The sequence below is a fragment of the Pseudomonas sp. SLFW genome (assembly GCF_009905615.1).
GTDB classification, from domain to species: Bacteria; Pseudomonadota; Gammaproteobacteria; order Pseudomonadales; family Pseudomonadaceae; genus Aquipseudomonas; species Aquipseudomonas bambusae.
Genome location: NZ_JAAAKW010000003.1, coordinates 252,830 through 277,660, shown reverse-complemented (window position 1 = coordinate 277,660; position 24,831 = coordinate 252,830). Strand labels below are relative to the sequence as shown.

Annotated in this window: 29 protein-coding genes and 1 pseudogene; 5 read left to right on the top strand and 25 right to left on the bottom strand. The window is 58.4% G+C overall.

The genetic code is table 11. The features are described from left to right. Positions 1-58 precede the first annotated feature (58 nt). Positions 59-1,003 carry a LysR family transcriptional regulator gene (locus GVN17_RS07180; RefSeq protein WP_166594534.1) on the top strand — a complete coding sequence of 315 codons (945 nt, stop codon included), beginning with the start codon at positions 59-61 and terminating at the stop codon, positions 1,001-1,003. A 273-nt stretch (positions 1,004-1,276) separates the two neighbouring features. Here the strand turns inward: GVN17_RS07180 and GVN17_RS07175 are convergent, their stop codons facing one another. The 5 genes from GVN17_RS07175 to GVN17_RS07155 form a co-directional block, all read right to left on the bottom strand. Continuing rightward, entirely contained in the window at positions 1,277-2,164 is an 888-nt protein-coding gene (locus GVN17_RS07175) for a dihydrodipicolinate synthase family protein (protein ID WP_166594533.1), read from the bottom strand. A 30-nt stretch (positions 2,165-2,194) separates the two neighbouring features. Continuing rightward, positions 2,195-2,977: an aldolase gene (locus GVN17_RS07170; RefSeq protein ID WP_166594532.1), complete on the bottom strand. Its 783-nt coding sequence runs from the start codon at positions 2,975-2,977 to the stop codon at positions 2,195-2,197. Positions 2,978-3,135: 158 nt separating this feature from the next. Beyond that, positions 3,136-3,864 (bottom strand): type 1 glutamine amidotransferase, encoded by a 729-nt coding sequence (locus tag GVN17_RS07165; protein WP_166594531.1) that lies wholly within the window; start codon positions 3,862-3,864, stop codon positions 3,136-3,138. Between the two features lie 80 nt (positions 3,865-3,944). After that, a complete protein-coding gene (locus GVN17_RS07160; protein WP_256665124.1) occupies positions 3,945-4,988 on the bottom strand; it encodes a homoserine dehydrogenase in 1,044 nt (347 codons plus the stop codon). 13 nt (positions 4,989-5,001) lie between these two features. Next, complete coding sequence (locus GVN17_RS07155; RefSeq protein ID WP_166594530.1) at positions 5,002-5,433, bottom strand: VOC family protein; 432 nt, start codon at positions 5,431-5,433, stop codon at positions 5,002-5,004. Positions 5,434-5,636: 203 nt separating this feature from the next. Here GVN17_RS07155 and GVN17_RS07150 point away from each other — a divergent pair, with 203 nt between their 5' ends. Further along, complete coding sequence (locus GVN17_RS07150; protein ID WP_166594529.1) at positions 5,637-7,121, top strand: PLP-dependent aminotransferase family protein; 1,485 nt, start codon at positions 5,637-5,639, stop codon at positions 7,119-7,121. A 153-nt stretch (positions 7,122-7,274) separates the two neighbouring features. Here the strand turns inward: GVN17_RS07150 and GVN17_RS07145 are convergent, their stop codons facing one another. Then, positions 7,275-8,654, bottom strand: coding sequence for an NAD-dependent succinate-semialdehyde dehydrogenase (locus GVN17_RS07145; RefSeq protein WP_166594528.1), 1,380 nt, complete (start codon positions 8,652-8,654; stop codon positions 7,275-7,277). Positions 8,655-9,038: 384 nt separating this feature from the next. On the opposite strand from GVN17_RS07145, the gene GVN17_RS29880 reads away from it, so the two are divergent. Next, complete coding sequence (locus GVN17_RS29880) at positions 9,039-9,425, top strand: OprD family outer membrane porin (RefSeq protein WP_371928497.1); 387 nt, start codon at positions 9,039-9,041, stop codon at positions 9,423-9,425. An 83-nt stretch (positions 9,426-9,508) separates the two neighbouring features. Here GVN17_RS29880 and GVN17_RS29625 read toward each other — a convergent pair whose 3' ends face one another. From GVN17_RS29625 to GVN17_RS07080, 13 genes and pseudogenes are all read right to left on the bottom strand, one after another. Then, positions 9,509-9,889: a cytosine methyltransferase gene (locus GVN17_RS29625; RefSeq protein ID WP_371928510.1), complete on the bottom strand. Its 381-nt coding sequence runs from the start codon at positions 9,887-9,889 to the stop codon at positions 9,509-9,511. 98 nt (positions 9,890-9,987) lie between these two features. Further along, positions 9,988-10,353: pseudogene (locus tag GVN17_RS29620) on the bottom strand (DNA cytosine methyltransferase); the annotation flags it as partial. Further along, positions 10,320-10,514, bottom strand: a complete 195-nt coding sequence (locus GVN17_RS07130; protein ID WP_166594527.1) for a Com family DNA-binding transcriptional regulator — start codon at positions 10,512-10,514, stop codon at positions 10,320-10,322. The pseudogene GVN17_RS29620 and the gene GVN17_RS07130, both read right to left, overlap by 34 nt. Positions 10,515-10,650: 136 nt before the next feature. Next, a complete protein-coding gene (locus tag GVN17_RS07125) occupies positions 10,651-11,217 on the bottom strand; it encodes a tail fiber assembly protein (protein ID WP_166594526.1) in 567 nt (188 codons plus the stop codon). Between the two features lie 7 nt (positions 11,218-11,224). Further along, positions 11,225-12,622, bottom strand: coding sequence for a phage tail protein (locus tag GVN17_RS07120; protein WP_166594525.1), 1,398 nt, complete (start codon positions 12,620-12,622; stop codon positions 11,225-11,227). Then, on the bottom strand, positions 12,623-13,258 hold the full coding sequence (locus GVN17_RS07115) for a phage tail protein I (protein ID WP_166594524.1): 636 nt from the start codon (positions 13,256-13,258) through the stop codon (positions 12,623-12,625). Beyond that, on the bottom strand, positions 13,251-14,375 hold the full coding sequence (locus tag GVN17_RS07110) for a baseplate J/gp47 family protein (RefSeq protein WP_166594523.1): 1,125 nt from the start codon (positions 14,373-14,375) through the stop codon (positions 13,251-13,253). Before GVN17_RS07110 ends, GVN17_RS07115 begins: the two co-directional genes overlap by 8 nt. Then, positions 14,353-14,736, bottom strand: a complete 384-nt coding sequence (locus tag GVN17_RS07105) for a GPW/gp25 family protein (protein WP_166594522.1) — start codon at positions 14,734-14,736, stop codon at positions 14,353-14,355. Before GVN17_RS07105 ends, GVN17_RS07110 begins: the two co-directional genes overlap by 23 nt. Positions 14,737-15,356: 620 nt before the next feature. Continuing rightward, positions 15,357-15,893 carry a phage baseplate assembly protein V gene (locus GVN17_RS07100; protein ID WP_166594521.1) on the bottom strand — a complete coding sequence of 179 codons (537 nt, stop codon included), beginning with the start codon at positions 15,891-15,893 and terminating at the stop codon, positions 15,357-15,359. Further along, positions 15,893-16,984: a phage late control D family protein gene (locus GVN17_RS07095; RefSeq protein ID WP_166594520.1), complete on the bottom strand. Its 1,092-nt coding sequence runs from the start codon at positions 16,982-16,984 to the stop codon at positions 15,893-15,895. Before GVN17_RS07095 ends, GVN17_RS07100 begins: the two co-directional genes overlap by 1 nt. Beyond that, on the bottom strand, positions 16,972-17,178 hold the full coding sequence (locus tag GVN17_RS07090) for a tail protein X (protein WP_166594519.1): 207 nt from the start codon (positions 17,176-17,178) through the stop codon (positions 16,972-16,974). The genes GVN17_RS07095 and GVN17_RS07090 overlap by 13 nt, the downstream gene beginning before the upstream one ends. Next, on the bottom strand, positions 17,178-18,059 hold the full coding sequence (locus GVN17_RS07085) for a phage tail protein (protein ID WP_166594518.1): 882 nt from the start codon (positions 18,057-18,059) through the stop codon (positions 17,178-17,180). The genes GVN17_RS07090 and GVN17_RS07085 overlap by 1 nt, the downstream gene beginning before the upstream one ends. Then, the gene (locus GVN17_RS07080; protein WP_166594517.1) at positions 18,059-20,503 is read right to left on the bottom strand and encodes a phage tail tape measure protein; all 2,445 of its coding nucleotides are present in this window, start codon (positions 20,501-20,503) and stop codon (positions 18,059-18,061) included. Before GVN17_RS07080 ends, GVN17_RS07085 begins: the two co-directional genes overlap by 1 nt. A 91-nt stretch (positions 20,504-20,594) precedes the next feature. On the opposite strand from GVN17_RS07080, the gene GVN17_RS07075 reads away from it, so the two are divergent. Together GVN17_RS07075 and GVN17_RS07070 are read left to right on the top strand one after the other, a co-directional pair. Then, positions 20,595-20,882 carry a hypothetical protein gene (locus GVN17_RS07075; RefSeq protein WP_166594516.1) on the top strand — a complete coding sequence of 96 codons (288 nt, stop codon included), beginning with the start codon at positions 20,595-20,597 and terminating at the stop codon, positions 20,880-20,882. Between the two features lie 86 nt (positions 20,883-20,968). Continuing rightward, a complete protein-coding gene (locus GVN17_RS07070; RefSeq protein ID WP_166594515.1) occupies positions 20,969-21,229 on the top strand; it encodes a hypothetical protein in 261 nt (86 codons plus the stop codon). A gap of 59 nt (positions 21,230-21,288) precedes the next feature. Here GVN17_RS07070 and GVN17_RS07065 read toward each other — a convergent pair whose 3' ends face one another. The 6 genes from GVN17_RS07065 to GVN17_RS07040 form a co-directional block, all read right to left on the bottom strand. Continuing rightward, on the bottom strand, positions 21,289-21,603 hold the full coding sequence (locus GVN17_RS07065) for a phage tail assembly protein (RefSeq protein ID WP_166594514.1): 315 nt from the start codon (positions 21,601-21,603) through the stop codon (positions 21,289-21,291). Between the two features lie 141 nt (positions 21,604-21,744). Next, the gene (locus GVN17_RS07060; RefSeq protein ID WP_166594513.1) at positions 21,745-22,269 is read right to left on the bottom strand and encodes a phage major tail tube protein; all 525 of its coding nucleotides are present in this window, start codon (positions 22,267-22,269) and stop codon (positions 21,745-21,747) included. Next, positions 22,270-23,688, bottom strand: a complete 1,419-nt coding sequence (locus GVN17_RS07055; RefSeq protein WP_166594512.1) for a phage tail sheath subtilisin-like domain-containing protein — start codon at positions 23,686-23,688, stop codon at positions 22,270-22,272. Then, positions 23,678-23,920, bottom strand: coding sequence for a hypothetical protein (locus GVN17_RS07050; protein WP_166594511.1), 243 nt, complete (start codon positions 23,918-23,920; stop codon positions 23,678-23,680). Before GVN17_RS07050 ends, GVN17_RS07055 begins: the two co-directional genes overlap by 11 nt. After that, positions 23,917-24,399, bottom strand: coding sequence for a Gp37 family protein (locus tag GVN17_RS07045; protein WP_166594510.1), 483 nt, complete (start codon positions 24,397-24,399; stop codon positions 23,917-23,919). The genes GVN17_RS07050 and GVN17_RS07045 overlap by 4 nt, the downstream gene beginning before the upstream one ends. After that, positions 24,396-24,830: a gp436 family protein gene (locus GVN17_RS07040; RefSeq protein WP_166594509.1), complete on the bottom strand. Its 435-nt coding sequence runs from the start codon at positions 24,828-24,830 to the stop codon at positions 24,396-24,398. Before GVN17_RS07040 ends, GVN17_RS07045 begins: the two co-directional genes overlap by 4 nt. Between the last annotated feature and the right edge of the window lies 1 nt (position 24,831).

Genomic DNA, 24,831 nt, shown 5'->3' with positions numbered 1-24,831 from the left:
TGACCAATCGAATTAAGCTTATATTCGATACCTTAAGGTTATCGCTCGGGAAAACGCTATGAACAGCGAACGGTCGTCTCACCATCTTTTTGGCCGGCTGCGCTACAAGCATCTCCAGATGCTGGTGGTGCTCGGATCAAGTCTGAATCTGCATCGCGCGTCAGTCAGCATGAGCATGTCGCAACCTGCGGCAACGCGAATGCTTCAAGAAATCGAAGACATGTTTGGCTGCGAGCTGTTCGAGAGGCTGCCCAGAGGGATGCGTCCCACGGCATTGGGAAGCGAACTGTTGCGCTTTGCGGAAGCGGCGCTCAGCGGCCTGGACCGTTGCGCTGCCGACATCGCGGTGCGCAAGCAAGGCGGGTACGGGTATCTGTCCATCGGCACCATCATGGGAGCAGCGCCCGACCTGGTGATGAACGCCGTGGCAGAGATCAAAGGCCTGAATCCCCAGTTACGCATTCGCATCATGGGAGACACCAGTGATCAAGTGGTCCAGCTACTGGAACAGGGTCGCATCGACATCGCAGTGACACGGCGCAACCTTGTGACCGAGCGAGAACAGTATGAATTTGAAGCGTTAGGCAACGAACAGCTGATCGCCGTCGTTCATCGCGGACACCCCTTGGCGACGCGTCGCAAACTGGAGTGGCGTGAGCTGGTCAAGGATTGGCCCTGGATTCTACAGCCTGAAACCAGCCCGGCGCGCATTGCCATCGATCAGGCACTGCAACAACTGAATCTGCCAACCCCGGCAGACATCATCGAATGCAGCTCCGTCTACTTGATGCAACAACTGGTTCAGTTGACGGACGCGGTGATGGTGCTTTCCGAATCGGCCATGCGCGATTACCTCAAGATGGGACTGGTCACAGCCTTACCCGTCACACTCAACGCGCAGATGGCGCCGTTCGGTTTGCTGCGTCGCAAAGGGGAGCCCGTCAGCCGAGCGTTGCAGCACTTCATGGATTTGTTGCGCAGGAGGAGTGGCAAGAGCGGTTGATGGAAACATGAGTCATGCACTTTTATCCTCACGGAGAATGAGTCTCCTCAAGCAGGGGCTACCCGCTTTTTCGCAAGGTCGCTCACGCTCGGCCACGAAACTGGCCAGGCATCCCAAATGCAAAACTGTTCCCTCGACAGCCATCCTTCGCTGTTACGGGCGATGGGCTAAAGCCACCCGGATTCTGAAAAAAAACCAACTTGTCGTGACCGCCGCTTTGAGGTTTCTCGGCGGTCTGTGCGAGTAAGAAGGGGCGCCCTCCAAGCCGTTGAGTCAGCGCAGGCTGGTCAGCAGTTTTTGCAAGGCCTGACGGCCTTCATCAGACAGCGGAAATACCGGCAGGCGCGGGTTACCAACGTCGAGGCCACTGGCGCTTAACCCAGCTTTGATCGTCGCCGGTAAGCCACCTTTGAGGATGAAGTCCAACAGCGGCAGTTGCCGATAAAACAACGCACGCGCCTTGTGCAGATCATTGGCCAGCACGGCCGCGTACAAATCGAGATTGAGCTGGGGAATAAGGTTTGGGGCAGCAGTACACCAACCTTTGGCGCCTGCGGCGAATGCTTCCAGCGCCAGAGGATTGCTGCCGTTGTAAAACGGCACTTGGCCATCGCCGAGCAATTGCAGCTTGTGCATCCGTTGGATATCGCCGGTGCTTTCCTTGACCATAGTGACGTTATCAACGGCATTGAAAATGCGGAGAATCAACTCAACCGACATGTCGGTGCCGCTGGTGGCCGGATTGTTGTAAAGCATGATAGGTAGGCCGATGCTCTCACCAATGGCGCGGTAATGAGCGAGGATTTCTGCTTCGCTGAGTTTCCAGTAGGACGCCGGGAGCACCATCACAACGTCGGCCCCATGGGCTTCAGCGAATCGTGCGCGACGCACTGCTTTGGCGGTCGTCAAGTCTGACACGCTGACGACCGTAGGGACGCGCCCGGCCACACGCTTAATGCTGTATTCGCTGACTTGATCCCATTCTGAATCGCTCAGGTATGCGCCTTCGCCGGTGCTACCAAGCGGCGCAATAGCGTGGACGCCGCTGGCGATCAGGCGATCAATGGATTGTCCGAGCGCGTCTAGGTTGATGCTGTCGCCGTTGACCGAGAAAGGGGTGATTGTGTAACCGATGATGCCGTGAATGGGTGAAGTGGACACAGTGTCTCTCCTTATTAAAAAGAGGTGAATTCAGCTCAGGCAGTCAGCGTGCTGACGCAGGGTTTGCCGGACGTAATAGTTGAAAGTCGCAGCGTACCGTTTGGGTCTTGCGATCCAGTCGTGCGCTTCGCGGCCTAGCTCGGGTTGGATAGGCTTGATGTCGCCTGCGGCCATCGCCATGAGTTGAAGCCTGGCGGCGCGCTCTATCAGTTGCGCAATGACGCAGGCTTCTTCGATGCTCGTCCCTGTTGACAGCTGACCATGATGCGAGAGCAGGACTGCGCGCTTGTCGCCCAGTGCACCAGCGATCAGTTCGCCTTCTTCATTGCCTACTGGAATACCCGGCCATCCTTCAAGAAACGCACAATCTTCGTACAGAGGACAAAGATCCATATGTGAAACTTGCAGCGGCACTTCAAGCATCGACAAGGCTGCGACATGAGTGGGGTGGGTGTGAATGATGCAGTTCACATCCGGTCGAGCACGATACACCCAGCTGTGGAAGCGGTTGGCCGGGTTAGCCATGCCATTGCCTTCGAGCACGGTGAGATCTTCGTCTACCAACAGCAGATTGCCGACAGTGATTTCGTCGAATCCGAGGCCTAATTGCTGTGTGTAGTACGTGCCTGGTGTAGGACCTCGAGCAGTGATCTGACCTGCCAGCCCCGAATCGTGTCCGTTCTCGAACAGGATGCGGCACGTCAGCGCCAGTTTTTGGCGGGCGGTCCAGGTCGTGTCTGCGAGGTTGTTTTGCATCTGGCTCAACGCTTGGCTGACCAGTTGGTCCTTGGATAATTCGAGTGTCGTTGCCATACCGTATCCTCTGAATCATGGGAACTTGACTAAGTGTGCGTTCGGGGAGTTCTAACGACGTGCGAGTGGCTTTACACGCGCGCAGGCGTTAGCTCAATAACGCTTCTGGCGCCATAGAGATGCATTGCTTGAAGCGCGTTGGAATCGTGAAGTTAGACTCAGCGGGTCATTGATAGCAGGTGGTGTCCAGACCGCTTATCGATACCTTGGGTGATATAGGAGAGCAGCTCTGCCATCAGATGTTCCAAGGCGCTTAAGCGCTCGTTGGACGCGGCGCGAATGACCTGTTCCGATTGCACGAAGTTGCCTTCCGTCAGGTCGCCAGCGCAATGAACAAGCATTTTCTCGATGCTTTCACGGGTCATTTCCATATGGAACTGCAGGCCAATGACTCGACGCCCCAACTGGAAAGCCTGGTGTTTGCAGACGACGCTCTCGGCGAGGTTGACCGCTTCGTCAGGCAGGTCGAATGTTTCGCCATGCCAATGTAAAACGCTGACCGTGTTCGGAAAGTTGAAGGTGCTTGAAGAATTATCCGTGACATGGATAGGGTGCCAGCCAATTTCCTTTTCAGGGCCGGGATACACGCGCTTCCCCATCGCGGAAGCAATGAGTTGGGCACCCAGACAAATTCCGAGGACTGCAACACCTTCTCTGATCGCCTGAGCAATGAACTGTTTTTCCTGAATAAGCCATGGCAACTCCGCCTCGTCGTTGACACTCATGGGTCCGCCCAAGGCAATGATTAAATCGAGCTGTTCCACCGCCGGGAACTTGGCCGCTTCATAGAGGCGGGTATAACTGATGGTGGCCCCTTGTTGTCTGAGCCAGTTTTCAATGTTTCCCAAGCCTTCAAAGAAGGCGTGTTGCAAGACATGGACGCGCATGTGAATTCCTCTTGCACACAATCGACGGTGCGGGAGTGGTGATGAAGATTTGATAAAAACTCTGAAGACTACAACTCAATTCAATACTGTGCGGCCATCAGCAAGTGCTCGAAGTCTTTCAATGCCGCAGCCGCAGTGGCCGATGGGCTCGTCAGACCGATGGCAGAGATTTCTCCCATGACGTCGGTACTGACTCGAATTGCCTTCATCCGAGCGCTCACCTGGGCAAATGGATGGTCCAGCGGATAGGTTCTCAGCTCTACCGATGCCGTAACGCTCGGCCCGGTGTTGTCAATGCGACCGACAAGTTTGGGGACGACACCGGCGACCTTCCAACGCTGTATATCTGAAGGTGTGATCTGATCGATGCCTTCGCGAGGGATGTCATGGAGTTTCAAGTTGGCGCCGAAGCCTGCATTGGCCAAGATATTGATCTTGCAGGCTGTGTCCCAGCCTTCCAGATCGAAGCGTGGGTCCGGCTCCGCCATGCCGAGTTGTTGCGCCTGAACGACTGCATCGGCGTAGCGAACCCCGTGCATCAACTTGCTGAGGACGAAATTGCTGGTCGCGGTGACGATTCCTTCGATCTCGAGAATCCGGCAACCGACAAGGTTGTATTGCAGCAGGTCAATGGTCGGCAACGCTGCGGAAGTCGCGCCGCTGATCTTCAGCTGTGCGCCATTGGCCCGAGCCAGCTCTGCGAGGCCTGGAAAGTCAAAGACCAGCGCACCTTTGGAAATCGAAATGGCATGCGAGCCGGCGGTCAATGCTTCTCGCAGATAACGATATCCCGAGCCACCCGTCTGATAATCCGTTGGACCCGCCTCAATCACGACGTCAGCCCCGGCGCGCTGCAAGAAGCCGTCACCGGTCAGGCCTGGCTGCAACGCCAGCGCTGCCAAGTCATCCAGAGGCAGCCCCTCGTGATTGATCAAGCCTGCACGGGAGCCGCACACCGCCGCGATACGAACGTCGGCATCGTAGAGGGTCTTATAGCGCTGATTACGCTGGTGGATCATCTGGGCCACGGTTTTGCCGATAGCACCGAAGCCGGTTATGGCAATGTTCCATCTTCGCATGGTGGGCGTCTCGTTTTCAGAAGTAGGCGGGTGCGGATAAGCCATTCAGGCGTTCGGGTTATTTGGCGAACAAACTATTTATATCCGCGAATGCTTTGAACTCAAGCGCATTGCCGCTTGGGTCCAGGAAGAACATGGTGGCCTGTTCGCCAGGCTCACCCTTGAAGCGAATGTACGGTTCAATAATGAATTGCGTGCGCGCCGCCTTGAGCCTGTCGGCCAGTGCCGTCCATTGCTCCATCGTCAGCAACGCACCGAAGTGGCGGACAGGCACACCATGGCCATCAACGCTGTTGGTCGGGCTGACCCCCGTTTCTTCGGGAGCAAGATGAGCGACAACCTGATGACCATAGAAGTCGAAATCAACCCACTGAGCAGAGCTACGGCCCTCGGAGCAACCGAGCAATTCACCATAAAATTGGCGGGCAACGGCAATGTCGTGCACAGGAAACGCAATGTGGAACGGGAGAAGCTGTGGGGTCGTCTGCATACTGGTTTCTCGCCTCTAGGTCACTTAGTCAACGGAGATCCGCGCCGTTTGCGCAGTCTGCTTATCTACCAAGCGTTCACGTAAAGCATCAGCTTGATGCGGTCCGTGCGCTAGGGATGACTAAAATGCTACCTTCTGCCTGGACCCTTTCAATCATCCAGATTCAAAAACATGGATGGTCCAGAAGTTGGAGAGATTCGCTCATGACTAACAGTTGGGACATCGGTATCGACATCGACCGCGCTGCGAGCACGTCGCTCAATATGCAGATCGTGGCTGCATTGACGGACCGTATCAGGTCGGGGCTATTACGGGCAGGAGATGCTTTGCCAAGCACCCGCGAACTGTCGGTCCGGCTCGGTGTGAATCGGAAGACCCTGATCCTGGCTTACGATGAATTGATAGCCCAAGGCTGGCTGGTCAGCCACGAAAAACGCGGCACGTTCGTTTCGCCGGAGCTTCCGGTGTTCAAGCAAGAGCAGCGAGTGGCGGCAGTAGCACAACGACTGTCGGGCCGTCTGGCAGAGCCCGCCTACCTACCTTACGGTGATGAACATCTGCCGGTGAGCGTACTTGATGAGGACTCAACGGATTTTAGCGATGGGGCACCCGATACTCGCCTTATCCCCTTTGAAGACCTGTCCAAGGCGTTTCGAATCGCGCTTATGGAGTCTGCCCGGGGTAATCGAATGGGCTACGGTGATCCACGTGGCCTAAGCACCTTGCGAATTGAGTTGGCGACCATGCTCCGAGCCGAGCGGGCTATCAATGCCGAAGAGGACACCTTGTGCGTCGTTCGGGGCAGTCAGATGGGTATCTATCTGATTGCGAAAATCCTGATACGTGCGGGCGACGGCGTGGCGATGGAGCGACTGAGCTATCCTCCTGCCAGAGAGGCTTTTCGAGCCTGTGGGGGCCTGGTGCACAGCGTCAAGCAAGATGAGTTCGGGATGATTCCGGACGACCTTGAGCGGGTGTGCCGCAGCCATCGTATCCGTGCTATTTACCTTACCCCCCATCACCAGTTCCCAACCACAGTGACGATGCCCATTGATCGTCGGATGCGCCTGCTAGCCATGGCCGAGCAATTCGATTTCGTGGTGATAGAAGATGACTACGATCACGAATTTCACTTCTCGCACAACCCGATGCTACCCATGGCCAGCATGGATCAAAGTGGCCGTGTCATCTACGTCGGTTCTTTGAGCAAGATTCTCGCACCCGGTTTGAGAGTCGGTTATGTAGTGGCTCCCGCGTCGGTCATCAACCGGCTGGCAAACCAGATCATGCTCATTGACCGGCAGGGCAATACGGTTACCGAGCGGGCGGCTGCACAGCTATTGCAAAACGGTAAGCTGAAGCGGCATATCCGCCGGGCACTGAAAGTCTACGAACAACGTTGTCAGTCAGCGGTGCAGGCGGTTCAGGAAATCCTGAAGGATACTGTTCACGTCGCCCATCCCAGCGGGGGCTTGGCGCTATGGGTTCGATTTTCTCAACCACAGAACATGCAACTATTGGCGCAGCTGGCTTTGCAGAGAAACGTCAGGATCCTGCCAGGCAGCATGTTCTGCGATGACCCCTCGGACGTTCAAGCAATGCGTCTGGGTTATGGCAGTTTGAATGAGCGGGAATTTCGGCTGGGCATCGAGCGTTTGCGTGATGCGATGAAGGGAGATCGCCATTGAAGGCTGTAGCCGATAATTGCAATTGCCGTCCTGATACCGAGTTTTCTGTTGTTTGATCGATGGTTGAATGTCGACGCGGCAAGTCCATTGTCGGCACTGGAAGCGAGAGGCAGCGCGAAATGGATCGTGGCACTTCGCGCCGCCGAGGGACGATTACAGCTGTGCGCCGGCGAGCAGCACGTATTTCACGTGAACGTATTCCTCGATGCCGTAATAGCTGCCTTCACGGCCATAGCCGGATTGCTTGATGCCGCCAAACGGAATCGACACGGTACCGACCGAACCCGAGTTGAGGATGACCATACCCGCTTCAAGCTGACGGGACAGTCGCAGCGAACGCCCCAGTGCGCTGGTATAGGCGTAAGCGACGAGGCCGAATTCGGTCTGATTGGCGCGCCGGATGACTTCTGCCTCGCTTGAGAACGAGTAAACGGCGAACACCGGGCCGAAGATTTCATTCTGTGCCAGCGGTGAGTCGTCCGTCAGGCCGATGAGGATGGTCGGCTCGTAGAACAACCCGCCCTTGGCGTGGGGTTTACCGCCCAACAGAACTGTCGCGCCTGCTGCCTTGGCCTGTTCGACCAACGCCCCGACTTTCTCGAAACCGGTTTTGTTGATCATCGGACCGACCACGAAGTCTTCTCGAAGCCCCTGATCGACATCGATTGCCATCACAGCCGCTTTCACTTTTTCGATGAAAGCGTCAATGATCGTGTCCTGCACGAAAATGCGGTTCGGCGAGATGCACACCTGGCCCGAGTTACGTAGTTTGGCGCCCACCAGCCCCTTCACTGCTTCATCGATATTGGCATCGTCGAACACGATGAAAGGCGCGTTGCCGCCCAACTCCATGGTCATTTTTTTGATGGTCTGCGCACATTGTGCCGCCAGCAGCTTGCCGACGTTGGTGGAACCTGTGAACGAGACTTTGCGAATGCGCGGGTCGCAGGTGATGATCTCGCCGATCTGCTTGGGATCGCCCACCACGACTTCCAGTACACCTTCCGGTATGCCGGCTTTGCGGGCGTGCTCCAGCAGTTTGAATGCGGTCAGCGGCGTGTCTTCCGCCGGCTTGATGATCATGGTGCAACCCGCCGCTAATGCCGTGGCGACCTTGCGGGTGATCATCATGAACGGGAAGTTCCACGGAGTGATAGCGGCAACCGGGCCGACCGGCTCTTTGGTCACCATCACCGAGGCGTTCTTGTCGTGGGTGGGGATGGTGTCGCCATAGACGCGCTTGGCTTCCTCGGCATACCACTCGATGAACCCCAGACCGTAATCGATCTCGCCACGGGCTTCGGTCAGGCACTTGCCGTTTTCTTTCGACATCAATTCGGCGAACGCTTCCTTGTCAGCCCTGACGCTTTCGAACCAGCGACGAAGGATGTCGCCGCGTTCTTTGGCGAGTTTGCCGGACCACTCAGGGAACGCTGCACAGGTACGGTCGACGGCAGCGTTCACTGCTGCTGCATCGCTCTGTGGAACACGGCCGACTTCGCTGCCATCTGCGGGGTTGTAGACGATTAACATGGGCTGATCTCCAATCAATGAATATCGATTCAGCGGAAAAGCTGAGGCCCCAAGGTACGGCGTGGGGGCTGTGCTGCGAATGCCGGTTCATCTCCATTGCTTGCCTAATCCTATTGCCGGGATTGGCCTTGGGAGCGAACCCGCCGCCAACGCCTGCTCATTTGGGGTGATCCTCGATACCTGCATCACCCTCACGCCACGCCGCCGGATTAACAAAAACTCAAGGCCGACGTGAAAGAAAATCGATAGCGACGACGGGCATGATGTTTCTAAGCTCGGCGCGCCAGAGATTACTGCACAGGTCATCAGACGCCCATTCAGAAGCGCGTTCCACACCCTGTGATTTCACGCGCTTCATCTCAGCGAACGAGATGCCGTGCGGTCTTGTGGCGCATCGAATCAAGCTCTCTCAAAACAATAAAAACCGGCTGGCTTCAGGGCGCGGTATTCATTGTCGTGCCCGGGAACAGCGTTGGAGACCTCATGAAAAATAAGAAAACAGTGCGTGCCGTGGGCGGTGTCTTGATGCTTTCGGCCCTGGCGGCGGGGGTCCGGGCTGACGGGTTCATCGAAGACAGTCGAGCGACATTCATCACGAAAAACTTTTACTTCAACCGAGACTTCCGCGACGGAGCCGGGCAAAGCAAACGCGACGAGTGGGGCCAGAGCTTTCTGATCGATTACCGCTCGGGTTACACGTCAGGGGTGGTGGGGGTAGGTCTGGATGTGCTGGGCATGGTTGATGCCGCGCGCGCAAAATTTGGGCGATAGGTTGAGATAAATAGCTTCCGAGGGTTTTGCGTGGGTTGCAAGGGAATTGCTGAACGGGCCGGTGTTGGCCCGTTGGGTTGTCGTCAGCCTGCGGCTATCAATTTCCTCGCGATCCACTCCGCGATTTGCGGTACGACGGCGTTTCCGGCAGCGAAAGCTTCCGCAAGGTTGGCCGCATCCAGTCCGAGGCAAAGCCCATCATTTTCAGACGTTCGCTGCCGCTCAGCCATCTGATGCCATGCGTCCGGTTCAGCGATGAAAGTGGTACAGCCCATAGTGATCTGTGATCCGGCCTTGTTTGCCAGCAGAGTATTGGCAGCCCATGCATCCGCCTGGCGTGGCCACTGGATCGCGCCAGACGCTGGAGGTATTGCGTCCACTGGCGCGGCGTCAGCCAGCAGCTCGATGGGGGGCATGCGTCCACGACCTGCGACCAGGAATACGCGGCGACGCTGCTGGGGCACTCCGAAATACTGAGCATTAAGCACCCGCCAGCACCCACATACCCGCTGTCCGCAAGGGCCCGGATGACTGTCTCAAAGTCTTGGCTATCGTTGACAGCGAGCAGGTTAACGACATTCTCAAGCACCACCCAGCGGGGTTGTAGCGCGTTGACGATGCATATGACTTCCCAGAACAGGCCGCTGCGTTCGCCTCGCAGGCCGCGCTTGTCGCGGTTGCTGAATCGCGCGCCGGCCAGGCTGATGTCCTGGCAGGGGAATCCTCCAGTGATGACGTCGACAGGGTCGAGGTTGTGGGCGCCGCAGTGGCGCACGTCTTCGAATTGTCTGGCGTGTGGAAATCGGTCGGCAAGGACAGCCCGGTTGACGGGGTTGAGTTCGACTTGCCAGGTGGTGTGGTAGCCTGCGTTTTCAAAGCCAAGGTCAAAGCCTCCTATGCCTGCGAACAGGCTTCCGATGGTGGGCATCCGGGTGTTCCTGGTATGGGATGCTCAGGGCATGCGTGTAGGAGGCTCGGGGCCTTCAGGTGATTGAGTGTCCGGCAGCGCGGGCACTTGATCTGCAATTCGGTAAAGCCGCTGGCGGCGGCGAGCTTACGGCCGCAATGGCCACAACGTATTTCAAGCATGACTACAAACCTTCCGACTTTGATAGGCTCCCCGTCGCTCGCGCGTGAGCAGAGGGCCTTGGCGGGTTTGCAGGTTGGTTCTGCGGACTGGCGTCAGCTCAGGTGCTCTAACACTTGGGCTGGCAGCCCTCTTTTCTCAGCGAGAGTTTCGAAGCTCCGGCTGGCTCGGCCAATCGAACTCCAGCGGAAACCCTTCTTGGTCCTCAATTCTGTTGAGGTTAATGCGGTAGCCCTTCCACTTGAGTAGGGCCGCTTTCTCCTCGCCTGTGGCCTTCTCAAGATCGACAGCATCTTGTAGGGGTGCAATGCGGATGGCGGCAATGGCCAGAAGCGCATCGCGATCAACTAACGCTTGCTGACTGAGGCTTTGAAACTGCGCTTGCTCATCAAGCTGCCATTCATCGTCCACCCAGACAAAAAACCGTCCAGGCCAAGGTTTGTCGGTATATATCTCCGGGACTTCCCCAGGGCCTCTCCATTCGAATGGCGCGCCTGTTTTCATGTGATAAACAGTGCCTCGCCTGTCAGGCATCTGCTTTGGGGATTTGTCGATCCAGGCCCATAGGTGTTTTTGATCCGGTGGCGGGAGTTCTTCTGGAAGTTCCACTGCATTACCCGGCACAGGTTTTCCCATGCCCGGGACCTCAGGGCACTCAATCGGGCCAACCAACAAAGAAAATTCATCAATCAGGTAGATAGCCATACAAGCCTCAAATCAGTTTCATGCGAGCGGGATATGCGATGTTTCGAGGTCTGAATCTGATCCAGTTATTAACAGGCCATTCGTTTTCAATCCCCGATAGGCCCCGTATCACGTTGTCGGTAACCTGAGGCGCTATGACACCGGCTCCGTTCGGTGGCAATGCTCCGGGAGGATTGAGCCCCCCAGTACCGCTGTTGCTGATTCTCGCGTCGGCACTTGCGTACGATATTCCGATGTTGAATTGTTTTTCGGTCTCATCAGAACCCGTCCACTCTTGCGCGACAGTTCTGATCCAAGTTCCGTCCTCCCACGTCCCTGCACCCCGCCCAGGATTAACCCCTCGGTTTTCATCCAGCGGTCGCAAAAACTCGCCGCGGTATTCGGGTAAGCGGAAGGTTTGCTCACCATCCCCGTGTCTCCAGCATCCTTCCCGCCCAAGGTATTGGTCGTCATCTATCAACATGCCTGAGTACCGTGCGTGGTCCCACAGCCAAGGCCAATCCTTCCGCGTCAACAGCGCCCCATTGGGTGCTCCATAGCCGCCGGGGGGGAAACTCAACGTAGTTTCCATAACGGCCTGTCCTAGCGGCGTGTTGTCATAGCGTCCCATCGGCCACCAGTTCCCTTTGCCATCACTGCGCAGGTGCCACCAGTCGCCAGCCCCCATCAAAACAAAGAACGGGTAGCCGTTGGCGTTGAGGTGAGTGTGAAAACGAATGGTGTCGCTGCCAGATGCCCAGATATTCAGGCGATTTCCACTATTGTCAGTACGTTGCACAAGAACATCGGCGATCCCTACTCGTTTGGAAGATGGCAGCGCAATTTCACGCAGTCCCTCTTGGGCGTTTATCAAAACCAGGCCCATATCTTTCGTAGTAAGGGTTCGTGACGTCTCTACCCTGATCACTTTGGGGGCGAGCTCACCCAGGATGCGCAAGCGCATGCGCTCCACATAGTCCCGAGTCGCTGCCACCACGTTGTTATCAACGATCAGCGTCACCTCAGCCGCATTGCTCAGCTGAAAGATCGCCTTCACGTAAAACTGCTTCGTTGATCCGCCTGGCAGCAGTGGTTTGACGCTTTCGGGGTATTTGCCGATGGCGTAGAGGATGCCGGTGTCGGTGTAGATGCCGACTTCGCGGATGGTCCAGCCGCCCACGTCGTCGGGCATTAGCGCTTCGGCCATGTACCAGGACGGGTTTTTATCGTCTTGCTGAAGGGCGTTAAGCGGTTGACGGTGAGTCTCCTGGCGTAATTGGGTCATGTCGGGCGTGGGGTCGTAGGCTGCGCCGCTGCCATCGCCGACAGCCATTTCGCTAAGACGTAAGGGTTTGCCCTGCGCCTTGCATTCGGCCTCGTAGGCCAGCCCTGCGTGGGTGAGGATGGTGTAATACTCTTGGGCCACTTATGCCTCCAGTGGGTAGATGGTGGTGGTCTCGGTCGTGACCAGACCCGCCGCGTAAAAGGTCGAGGCCGTTTGCGCAATGCCTGGGGTTTGCAGGGGATAAATCGTGGTGTTCTCGCCGCTCAGCAGCGCGGACGCGATGAAGATGGGTGCCTCGGTCATCAGCGTGACGGTCAGCGCCTGCAAGCGGGAGCGTTTGTTTTTGTACTCGTTGATCAGTTCGACCAGCGCTTCGAATGTGTCGCCGTCCAGGCCGCGAGTGCTGAGGGTGATGTCGATCCGGAAGTGATAAGGGCGCCCGCCGTATTCGAACCATTCGCTGACCTTGCCATGCAGGTTGAGGGTTTCCAGCACTTGCTCCACGGCCCACGGCGTGCCCTTGAACTGGTGCAGTTCGCTGGCACGTTTGATCAGCGCACGCCGCTCTTGATCGTTGCGGGCGTAGCGCCAGCCCTCCAGGCCCATGACGTGAAACTGGTCCGCGAGATGCGGCAGCACGTGGGACGGCACGACGTCGATCAGGTAGACCAGCATCGGCGTCAGGTCGAGGTTGTCGAACTCCTCCTGCAACAGCTCACAGAGGATGGCGAAGCGCTCGTCGCCTGCCAGGGCCGTTGGCAGTGAGGGCTTAGCCATGGGCGAAGCCTTCGACGTCAAGATCGATTTCGGTGCAGTTGGCCCATTCATGGCGGGCCAGCACTTGCATTGCAGGCTCGATCAGCCGCAATTGATAGACGCCGTTGACCTGCACAGCGCGGATGATCTGCTCAGGAACGATATCGTTGCCCAAGGTGGCACGACGCTCGTCGGCGTAGCGCTTGGCGGCTTTTCGGGCCAGGGCCAGCACGCTGTCTTTGTCGACATTGTTGAATAGCGTCAGCCTGCCGCGCAGCTTGAAAGGCACTTCCACCGGCGACTTGGCGAGCACGTGGTCGGTGAGTGGGCGCTTCTTCCGGGCACTGGCGCTGCTTTGGGCCAGCGCCAGCAACTCGGGTGTTGGCAGGCCGGTGTGGGTCAACGGGTAGATCCAGACCTCGCCGTCCGGTATGTCAGGGTCTTCCTCGCCACCGCGCACGGCGACATCGGTGATGGACTGGTGGGCCGCGCGGGCGTGGTAGACGTACGAACCCTCCGGGCCTGCGGTGCTGAAGGATTCGGGCGAGAGGATGATGCGTTCGATGTAGGCCGGGTCTTGTTCGTCGTCGATGCCACCTTCGGGCACCGTCTCGTTGAAGGTGGTCATGCCTGCGGGGGCTTGCCCGGGGTAGGACGAGATTTGACCGATCGCCCAACCGTTGCCGACTTCGCCGACTTGATCGCACACCACGACAACGCGTGCCTCCTGCATGCCAATCTCCAACGAAAGCGGCTGCTCGGTCATAAACGCGATGCGGCCGTCCTGACTGGTGACGCGGGCGCCAGCGCTGATGAGGAAGGGTTCAGTTGCAGGTTCTGGCAGCCGAAAGACCTGTGTGCAACGGGCGGGCTGAGCCAGCAGCCGTGCCGTGCTGACCAGTTCGCCCAGGTAGTCGAGAATCGGGCCGCCGGAGTGACGTACCAGCAAGCGCTCGCCCGCTTGCTGGATGGCCATGAGGGTAAGGGTTTTGGCGTAGGCGATCTGATCGATGAACAGGCGCTCCACTTGGGCCGGGTATAACGTTTTGTTGGCCTTTTTCTCGTAGCGAGCGATCAGTGATGCCTCGATGGCGGCGGGGTCGATCTTGACGAATTCAGGCGGCGGCAGTGCGCGCATGGCTCACCTCGGAGTGTTGAAGGATGCCGTCCTGCACGCGCCATTGCGCCCGCAGGGTGATGTGGGTGGCGTCGATGTCGATGAGCACGCGCACGACGGTGATACGAGGCTCCCAGCGGGCGATGGATTCGATGGCCTCGCGCACCAGATGCGGCACGACGCGGTGGGTGGGCCAGTCGAGGTACAGGTAAATGCGCGAGCCGAATTCCGGGCGATGAGGGTCACTGCCCTGGGGCGTGTTCAGGATGATGCGAATGGCTTGGTCAATGTCGCGCAACCCTTCGACCACCTCGCCGGGTGTGCCGAGGGCGGGTTGCCAATGGGTGGCGGTGATGTCGGTGTGGCGGATGGGCGTTGTCATGGATGCATGGTGATGCAGACTGCCCATCGAAGCCTTTTAATTCCCTTTAAAGCCTTACTTCTGGCCGTTCATGGATCGAAACCGAATGAATGCCGGACCGCATCGCTTATGCGTTTTCCCTATCTATGGGTGCAAAAAAATCAATCCTCAAGCCACGAATCAGTTCAACAATTTGGATTTAGACTGCACGCCCATCAATAAGATTTTCTCAGCTATGACTACCGAATCTGCAAGTGTGACCTGTACTGATTGCGGCGTATCACTCACTCAAGACCCGAGTGACTTTGACCGTCACCCCTGTCCATCCTGCGGTTCGTCCATGAGAACGATCAGTCTGTCCTTGGTCGACACCGTTCAGTCGGTAATAGTCGAGGAGCTCAAGGGCGTCGTCAAAGACACCACTCGCTCCGGAAAAAAGAAGGTTCGATACAGCTTCGTATCAGGTCATGACTGGAGCTATAAGCTGAGTCGATATGTTCTCAAAGAAAGGATTATTGATAAGGACAACAATCGTTACATGGAGAAGGTCGTTGATCCCGTCACTGGGGATGTGCTCAGGAACGCTGAAGAACCTTTGAAGCAGCACCAGGGCCATGGAACCGCAAAATTCAAAACTGCGCCTAAGGGTGCGAGTGATGATTCGAATTCCCCGCCACATCCATCACCGTCCCTGCCGAATTGACGTCCCCGCTCACCTGCAAGTTGCCGTTCACGGTGACCTGCGCGGCATCCAGCGTCACCTCGGGCGCCTTGATCACCACGGGCGCTCCCGCCTCAATACTCACACCCCGTGCGCATTTGACTAGCACATCCCCCACGCACTCCAGTGTCATCACACCCGCCGCTCGATCGTAGGTGACGGTCGTGCCGTCGCTGTATCTGACGAAGTCTGTGTCCTGATCCACCACGGGAGGCGGTTCTGCGCTGGAGTACACCCCACCGAGGCAAACCCCGCCAACGCCATGCTCATCCAGCAGGATCGCGACTTGTTCCCCCAGTTCAGGCATCAACGGTCGTCGTTGTGTGCCTTGTGTGTTGCGCTGGGGCACTTGAAGCCAATAGGACTCCAGCCCGTCGCGCTCGTCCAGGCGTACGCGGATGCGGCCATTGGGGTGGTCGATGGCGCTGACTTCGCCGTATTCCAGTTCGATGCTCATCAGGCGATGACCTCGCGTTCGATGCCGTAGGTGGACAGGGCCAGGTCGGGTTTGACCGTCGCGGCGGGTGATGAGACGCGGCACAGTTGCTGGTCAACGGTGTAGCCGCCGCTGCGGGTGATGCGGTGCTGGGCCTGGGTGATGAGGTAGTCGCCCGCCAGCTTGCCCGCGCCCTGCAAGGTGACGACGTTGCCGCTGACCAGATTGGGCCGCCCGATGCTGGTCCAGCCGCCAGTGGTGCGTTCGCGGCTGGCCTTGGCCATGGCGGCTTTGGCTTTCGCTTTGGCCATGGCTTCGGAGATGACTTTTTTGCGCTGGGTTTTGCTGTTGCCGGTGCTGGTGGTCTGGGTGGCGCTGCTGGGGACGGCAACGGTTTCGCCGTTTTCGACTTTGTAGGCGGTGAGCTTTTTCTTGTTCGGGTCTTTGTGTTTGACGTTGACCGAACGCGGCGCCAGGGTGTCGCGTACGCGCAGGTTGGCCAGCTCAGAGACTGCCATACGAGCGACCGGCGCGGCGCTGGCCAGTTCGCTGATGGCGTGAAAGACCAGCCGATCACCAATGACCTTGAAGGCGTAGTCGTATTCCTCAGCGAGGTTGCGCAGAAACGCCAGGTCCGAGTCCTGCTGGGTCTGACGGGTCAGTTTGATCGGCTCAATGCTGCCGATCATTTGCAGTCCCTGGCGGGCGGCGATTTGTCGGGCGATGCCGTCGAGGGTCATGTCTTCGTAGGCGCGGTGTTCGGTGGTGCGCAGGCTGCTGCGAATGCCCGCACCCAAGGCACGAATGCTGACGGTCGAGGGCGGCGAGTTCAGTTCAATTTCGTCGATCTCGAATCGCCCCAAGGTCCGCAGCGCCTGGCCTTCCCAGCCCAACGAAAGCGTCAGGCTGTCGCCGTGGCCTGGATACCAGGCGTCGCGCCATTGCCCGGCCGTGTCTTCCAACTCCACTTCCAGACTGTCAGCCTGGCCGCTGAGGTAGTCCGAATAGCTTAGCGACAGCAGGTACTGGCTGATGCTGTGGGTGATGTTGCTCTGTTGATAGCTCAACACGAAGCGGGCCTCGGGCACGGAGGTCGGGGTCAGCGCATCCATGGCGGCAGGTCCTCTGAGGTGGGCAAGGTGTCGAGCGCGGGAATGGCGAGGACCAGGCCTGCGGGCAGCTCGGCTGTGAGCGGCACGTGTGGGTTGGCTTGAACGATGGGCAAATACCGGTGCGGGTCTGCGTAATAGTGCCAGGCCAACTGGTCCCAGCGCTGGCCCTCAAGGGTGATGTGGGTCATTAGCATCAGGCTCTCCGAGTCAGCACTTGAGCGGCAAGCCCCGCAAGGCGTGGCCCTGCGCTGTCGAGCTTGCCCATCGCTTGGGTCAGGGATTCATGGGAGGCGGTGAAGCGGTCGACGATGTTGCCGAGGTCAACCGGGTTGAGGCTGCCGCGAGCGCCCAGGACATTGCCCAGTACGTCGTCGCCGAGACGCGACAGGTCTGCGCCGTCCTCAAGCAACCCGGCGAACGCTTTGAATCCTTGCAGCGGCTCGATGGCGCGTGCCGTGACGCCGAGCAACTGCGGGACCTGGCCGAGAATCATCGATGGGTTGCCGCTCTTCACAGCGTCATAGACGTTTTGCCCGGCCTTGAGGACATTGGTGGCGGTCTTCGCGTGGCCCAACACCTGTTGTGTGGTGCTGGGTGACGGTGTGAGCCTGGAGATGAGACTGGGCGAGCCGTCCTTTTGTTGGGCCGTGCTACTGCTGGACGGGTCGATCACACCGGGGCGGTTGACCTTGCGGGTGAAGGCCCCGGTGTATTCGCGCAGGCTGACTTGCAGCGTAGCTGCCTGGGTGTGCCCATTGGCCGTGGCGCGGCGTGTCGCCTGGCTGAGGTCGGTCACGACGTACGGCCCCAGATACTCACCACTGCCCATCACCAGCGCCAACGGTTGATGGCTGCTTTTCGCCTGGCGCAGCGCATGCAGACGCACCTGCGGATCGCCGAGCAATGGATGCAGTTCGATGGTCAGGTTGTATTCGTCCAACCCTTCGCCGACCCACTCCAGCAGCGGCTTGCCGCGTATGCGCGCATGCTCGGCCCAGTCGGCGCTGCTGCGCCATTCCATGCCGGAGATACCGCCGGCCACGGTGAATTCTATGTCGCCCAAGATGGCAAACATCAGTCTATGGCTCCGTAACTGCGTCGACGTTGGTCATGTTGAAAGCGTTCCATGAAGCGCACGAAGTCGGCGTAACCGGCCTGCAGCGCCTGGCCGATCTGCGCCTGTGCCTCGCCACCGGTGAGGCTGATCTGGGGGGAGTAATTGACGACCATGGCGCCACCGGCAGGCGCTGCGCCACCCATCACGCTGGCCTGCGAAACCGCCATCGGGTTAAGCGGCTGCAACGGCACGGCGGTTTGCCGCGCCATGTTCAGCGCGGCCTGATGAACCTGGCCGGTGCCCGCATCAATGCCAAGGGCAGCGCCCTCGCTGATGTTGGTGCCGTAGCCGATGAATACGCGACTGGGCGACTGGATGCCGAGGGTTTCCGTGAACCAGCTTTTGATCGACGTACCGACCCCGACGACCGTTTCCCTGGCACTGAGCAACGCGTTGCTGATGCCGTCCACCAACCCCGCGATGAGCATGCCGCCGAACTCGGTAAATTTGCTCGGCAGCTCGATACCGAAGTAGCTCATGAGCCCTGCGAATGCCCGGTAGAAAAGGCCCAGCGGCGAGAAGTTTAGGATCGTCTGCGCGATGCCACCCAAGCCGCCGCTGAAACCGGTTTTGATTTCATCCCAGAGGCCGAGGAAGAACGCCTTCAGCGGTTCCCAATTGCGGTAGATGAGGTAGGCAGCGCCCGCGATGGCGGTGATGATCAGGCCGATAGGGTTCATCAACAGCGCACGACCGAGCCAAAGGATGGCTTGGGCTGCGACTTTGATGCCGATGAGCAGGCCGCCACCTAACGTCCTGCCTAGTGCCAGGGCCGCACTGCCGGCGCGGGTCAGGCCGCTGATGAAGGGCGTGAACTTGCCCATTTGCCACATGGCTTTTAGGTATGTCCATTGAGCCCCAATCACCGAAAAGGCTCCGCCCAATGCGTTAAAAAGCGGAAGCAATAGAGCACATGCGCCTGTCCAAAAGATAAAACCCGTCGCAATTCCAATAATTCCAGCTACGACTGTTGGATTTGCAGCAGACCATTCCGAGACTGTCTGAACTAACGGAATCAAAGTTTGAGTCAGTTTGATTGCTACAGGCAGAAGCGCATCACCCACCGATATCCCAAGATCAGTCAAACTGTTCCTCAAAACGCTGAATTGTTCCTTGGGGCTGCCCATGCGCTTGTTCCAATCCTGGTCCAGCACGCCAGCATTGGCCGCGTCAACGTTGCCACGTTGTAGCGCGCCCAAGTCCTGTCCATACGCCAAGGCGGGGCGCACAAACCCCAATGCTTTCTGATCGGCAAACAGCTCGCCCAACTTGTAGGTTTCGTCCAGGCGTGCCAAGGCACTATCGCGGGCCTGCTCATCGTTGATCCCCAGCGCCTGCCGATACTGCTCGGCGGCTTCTGGCGCGTGGGTACCCAGATGCAGCGTCAGAAGTTGCACCATGCTTTGCGCTGGCGATAACCCTGTACCTATCAGGTCCTGCATGCTGCTTTTGAGATCTATCCCCGCGCGTTCGAATTGTTTGAGCGTGCCGGGGTCTGCGAGCGCAGACAGGAAACTCTGGAAGTTGGTGCCTGCCTCGTCATCACTGCTGGCACCCCGTCGAGCGATCTGCAAAGCGGCGCCCGTTTCAGCCACGGCACGTTCGCCGGAAATACCCATCGTGGACAAAGACTGACCGAGGACGGGCAGCCAAGCCTTCATTGAGGGAAGTTTGAAATCCCCACTTTTTGAGGAGGCTATTAGCATGCTGATAGCACGTTCGGCGCCCAAGGCGTCGACCCCGAAACCCTTTTTCAACCCCAAGAGCGTTTGACTGACGGTGTCGATATCCTGCCGTGTGGCGGTCGCAGCCTTGGCCATTACCGGCGCCCATCCTGCCAGCTCCTTCGGATCACTGATTCCGCTCTCTGCCAATACAGCCGTGCCTTTGGCGACCTCGGCATGGGGCTGATTCCCGCTCAACGCCGCATCTCGCAATACACCACCTAAGTGGAGCTCTTGCGCAGGTGTCAGGGCTGCGGTGATGGAGATATCACGCGTCTGGTCGCGAAAGTCCACCGCACTGCGAAATGCTTGTGCCAAGGGGATGCCAAGCACCGCGCCCGTCCGAATTGCGCCTGAACCTTCAACGCCCTGTAGTTGCCGGAGACGTTGAGCGCGCGCACCGTGAATGATGCTGGCATTGAGCAACACCTGTTTGCGCTTGAGTTGGTCCACGCTGTGCCCCACGCGGTCGTACTGGCCACGAAGGCGCTCAACGCCACTGCCTCCTTGAGCCAATGCTTCTGAAAGGCGGCTGCCCATCAATGTCTGCTTGGCGATCAAACCTTCTGTGGCACGTTCCAGTCGCGTCACGTTTGATCTTGCGATACCCAAGGCTGCATGAAAGCTAGCCGCTACCGTGGCACCGATGGTGAGCCCTATCAGCAGTTCATTTGCCATGTTTTGTTACGCTCTTCGCGGATTTGAAACAATTGGTTCATGCACAATTAGCCCCTCATTGGAACTCCACCTACAACCCCAAGGAGCGGGCATGTTTGAGCGAGTGGCTACAGCGGTAATGTACATTCTGGTTTTCGGCACGATCTGCATTGGAGGGGGTTGGCTCGCTTACTGGTGTGCAAAGAACTTTCCGCTCGGGGAGGACATCTTTGCCTTCTCATTGATCATGCTGGTTGTTTTTTTACTCTGTTACCTGCTCGCACCCCTGATAAAGGGGGCACTACTGATCGTGGGAAGTGTTGTTGGGTTGGTGGCGGTTGTCGGCCACAATTTAATCCTTTGGATTAATCGAGTTCGTCGAAAAATTGATCGTGATTAAGTCCAAACGCTTACCCGGGAATTTCTCTGATGCTGTTGTCGCGTCCTTACAGGCGTTGTCATAGTGGTTAACCCAAAGGAGTGGGCATGTTTGAAAAAATTGCTTTGCGCACCGCTCAGATCCTCTATCTATTGGCCATCGGCATTGGTGCGATTTGGTTCGCTTGGCTATGCCTGTCGCACCTTCCGGTGTGGGGTGCCGTATTGGCGTTCGGAATCCTTGGCGTCCCCGTCGCACTTGTACTGGCTCCTCTTGCCGCCGCAGGCGCAGGTTTGGCGGGCGTGGTGGTTGGTTTGATCGCTTCGATCAGCAACCTGATCGTTCGGCGAGTTCGAGACGACGGTTGATTTCCCGCTCGCAGACCTCCACCCAGCGCACATAGTCCTCCATCTCCAACTCCGCGATTTCAGACGGTTGCATTCTCAGCACCAGCAGCAGCGCTTCGTCCCAGCAGTGCAGCGAGGTCCTGTCCGTTGGCCATTTCCCGCAACACCTCGGTGGCTGACTTGGAGTCGGCAATATCGAACTCGCCCAAATCTTCCAGCGTGATGCCCAAAAGCTTGGCGATCAGCAGGTCTTCCATCATGGCTTCGTCTTTGGTGCCCGATTGGGCGGCGCTGATGTCTTTGCGTTTCAGGCGTTTGATGGGCAGACGGCTGAGGGTTTCGCCGGTTGCGGTCTGGATCGGGAATTTGAGGGTGAAAGCTAGGGTGTCGGACATGTCGAGATCCTTTTTGATGACTGAAGTGAATGTGCTTGAAGTGAGATGAGTATGAGAACGCGCATACGGACGGGCTTTTAATTGAAGTTAAAGAGCGTGTCGTGCCCCTGACTTGAATGGTCCGGGGCACAACACGACCCATCACGCCTGCCCGATATTCTGCCGATACTTGGCCAACTGATCCTGCCCGCCCACGCGGAAGATGTTGGCCAAGTAGTCCAGCAACAACACCTCTTGCCCATTCAGCTGTTGCCGCACGTAGGTCGCCGAGAATGGTGATTCGAACTTGCTCGGGTCTCGGGGTTTGTAGCTGCCCAGCGCGTATTCCTTGAAGGTGATGGTCATGAGGGTCACAAGCGGCACCTCATCGACCAGACCGCCGTTGTTGAACACCTGCACGTTGGACCGGCATTGCAACTGGACGCTCTTGAATGGCGTGGCCAGGCGCTTGGCGGCTTCGTAGTAGAGGCTGTTCCAGACGATCTTGCCTTCAAGTTTGTCGATGCCGTCGGGCAATTCGATCAGGCCGACCATGCCCAGGCCCTGAAAGTCGCTCATGACGGTTTTGACGGTGCCCAGGTCAATCTCTTCGCATTGGCCGAAGAAGCTGTTGCCGTCGAGGTAGACGTTGGCATTGGAGATGCGGTGTGCGCTAAAGCCTGCCATTTATGCGGCCCCCAGTGTGACCAGGTATTCCCCGGTGATTTCGGTTTCGAAGGTGCCCCGCTCGAACGGCAGCGGCACGGTGAGTTTGTAGTTGAACAGCACGTGGCCTTGTTCCAGTTCGGTTTGCGGGTTGCGCGCCGGGTCGTACCAGCATTCGCCGCCAAGCAGGGCCTGGTCGCCGATGAGTTTGCGCAGGAACTGGTTGACGCTCTCGGTGATGCTGTCGATCAGGGCGTTGGTGACCGGCATGTCGACGAATTGCAGTGAGCTGTAGCGGATGGATTCGTCGATGACGTCTTTGGTGCGCCGCACGTTTTCGAAGTTTCGCATGTGGGTCACGGTTGGCCAGGCGGCTGTGCGGTTGCCCCACAGGCGCAGACCGGTGCCGAAGGAGTTGAAGACGGTAGTGATGCCATTTTCGTTGAGCAGGTTGACCTCGCTGTTGGGGTCGTCGATTCGGGCACTGAGGGGACGCTCCAGACCAATGACGCCCTCCAGTTCCTGGTTGGAGCTGCTCCACCAGTAGCCTTTGTCTTGATCGACCTTCGCACGCAGACCTGCTGCCCGGATGGACAGCGGTTGCAGGCGCTCGCCGTTGCTGGCCGCGTCGTAGACTTTGACGTGGGGGTAACACAGCCGCACCCGGTCGCTGCTGGTGTTGAAGTTCAACGCGCCTGCCGGGCCTCGACCGGCAATGACCTGTTGCACCGTGGTGCCGATCGGCGCATCGATGTAGGCCACGGCGCCCATTTGCGTGGCGGCGCTGATCAGTTCGACGCTCACGGCATTCAGGGTGCTGAAGCCCGGTGCGATGAAGATTTTCGGGAAGAAACCCAAGAGGTTGTAGCTGTCCTGGAACGCTTTGAGGCCGGTGCGATGACCCGCTCCATTCAGGGCGCCAATGATGTCTGCCGGGGTGACCTTCGCCGGATCGGCATGGGTGTAATCGATCTTGACCTTGGCGCCTGCCGGAATGCTGCCGGTGGCCAAGCGTTTAATCAGGCCTTTGAGCAGGTCGACGCTGTAGTCCACGTCGCGCTTGTAGGTGTCTTCGCCATTCTTGATGTCCAGCGCCTGTAAGGCGCCGTGCTTGAGCTGCAGCAGGTCGTTGTTGGCGAACGGTTGCTCATGGCCTTTCACGTCGCTGCGATGGACCTTCGGATCGAGGACGTTGACGACCAGCACGGTGCCCGCGCCGAAGTTGTAGATGCCGTCCAAGGCTTCGGGGATGCTGAAGCCTGGCAGTTCCGGGCCGAACCGGGCGCCGTCCCTGTCGTTGAGTGAGAGCGTCAGTTCGTTCACCGGGCCGGTGGGCGCGGTCCCGACCAAAGCGATGACGGCGGATTTGACCACTTTGATAGCGCGCGGGCCACGTTCAATTTCGGTGGTTTCGATGCCGTGCAGGTAGTTAGCGGGCATGGGTTTTGGGTTCCTTTTTGTCGGCTGGCGAAGTGGGGGGTTCGGTAGGCATGGCAGCGGGCTCCGGGCTCAAGTGCTTGAGCGCCAGCAGCACGCGGGTGAAGTCGTGTTCGGCGGGCAGTTCCACCGGTTGGTCGGGCACCAGTTGCACGTCTAGCAGTTCGTTTTTAGGTCCGACGAGCAGTGACGCGCCGCTGCGAGGACCGGTATAAAGGTAGCGTTGGGTGTTCATGGTTGACCTTCGAAGTCAGAGCGTGTGAGAAGCGCACCATGGGCTGGGGTCATGGCTTGCAATTGAGTGGCGCGCACGCCGATGTCCAGGCAGTACTGCCAGAGGCCGAGGGCCTGCCCGATGAAGTGTTCGTGGAGCGGTCGGCAGGCGCTGTCGCAATGGGGCGGATACCAACCGCTAAGGCATTCGCGGATGCGGTCGAGATAGCCCACGGCGCCATCGTTGCCATTGAGCTGGCGCACCACAACGGTGAGCCGGAACACCAGGTGACGCGCCTGAAAAACCGCGTCGGTCGCCTCCGGCGCGCTGAACGTGGATTTGCCGTAGGCCACCAGCACCGCACCGACGGCGTGGTTGAGCCGGTACGTGTCGGGTTGCTCGGGGAACAGCTCGACGCCGAGCTCATTGCCGAGGGCGTCTCGCAGGCGAGCGGTGAGCGCGTTGAGCAGCTGTTGGGTTTGAGTGCTGCCGGGCGTCATGGATAGCCCTTCCACAGCGCATCACCGAACTGTTGCCGCCGTGACCGCACGCGGATCTCCCCCGGCTCAGGTGGCGCTGCACCGTCAGGCATGCCGAAGGTAACGACGCCATCGCGAATGCTTTCCAGCAGCTTGAGGGTGTCTTTGCGGCTGTCCTTGACGGCTTCTGGCAACGCGCCTTCCGGACGGCGTTGATAGAGCCAGTGACGTGCCAGGTGGACAGCGGCATCCCGCAGCACAGTCGGCACCGGATTCAGTGGCAAGCTGTAGCGGCCCCGCAGGTAGCCATCGACCAGTTCTTCGGCCTGGCGCACGGCGTCCTCGATAACCGCTTCGTCCGGGAAGATGGCGGCCGGGTCATCGCTGGACAGCTGGATCAAGGTGCGCTCTGGCATGGCGCTGCCAATGTCGGCACGGCTGCAATAGCGCATG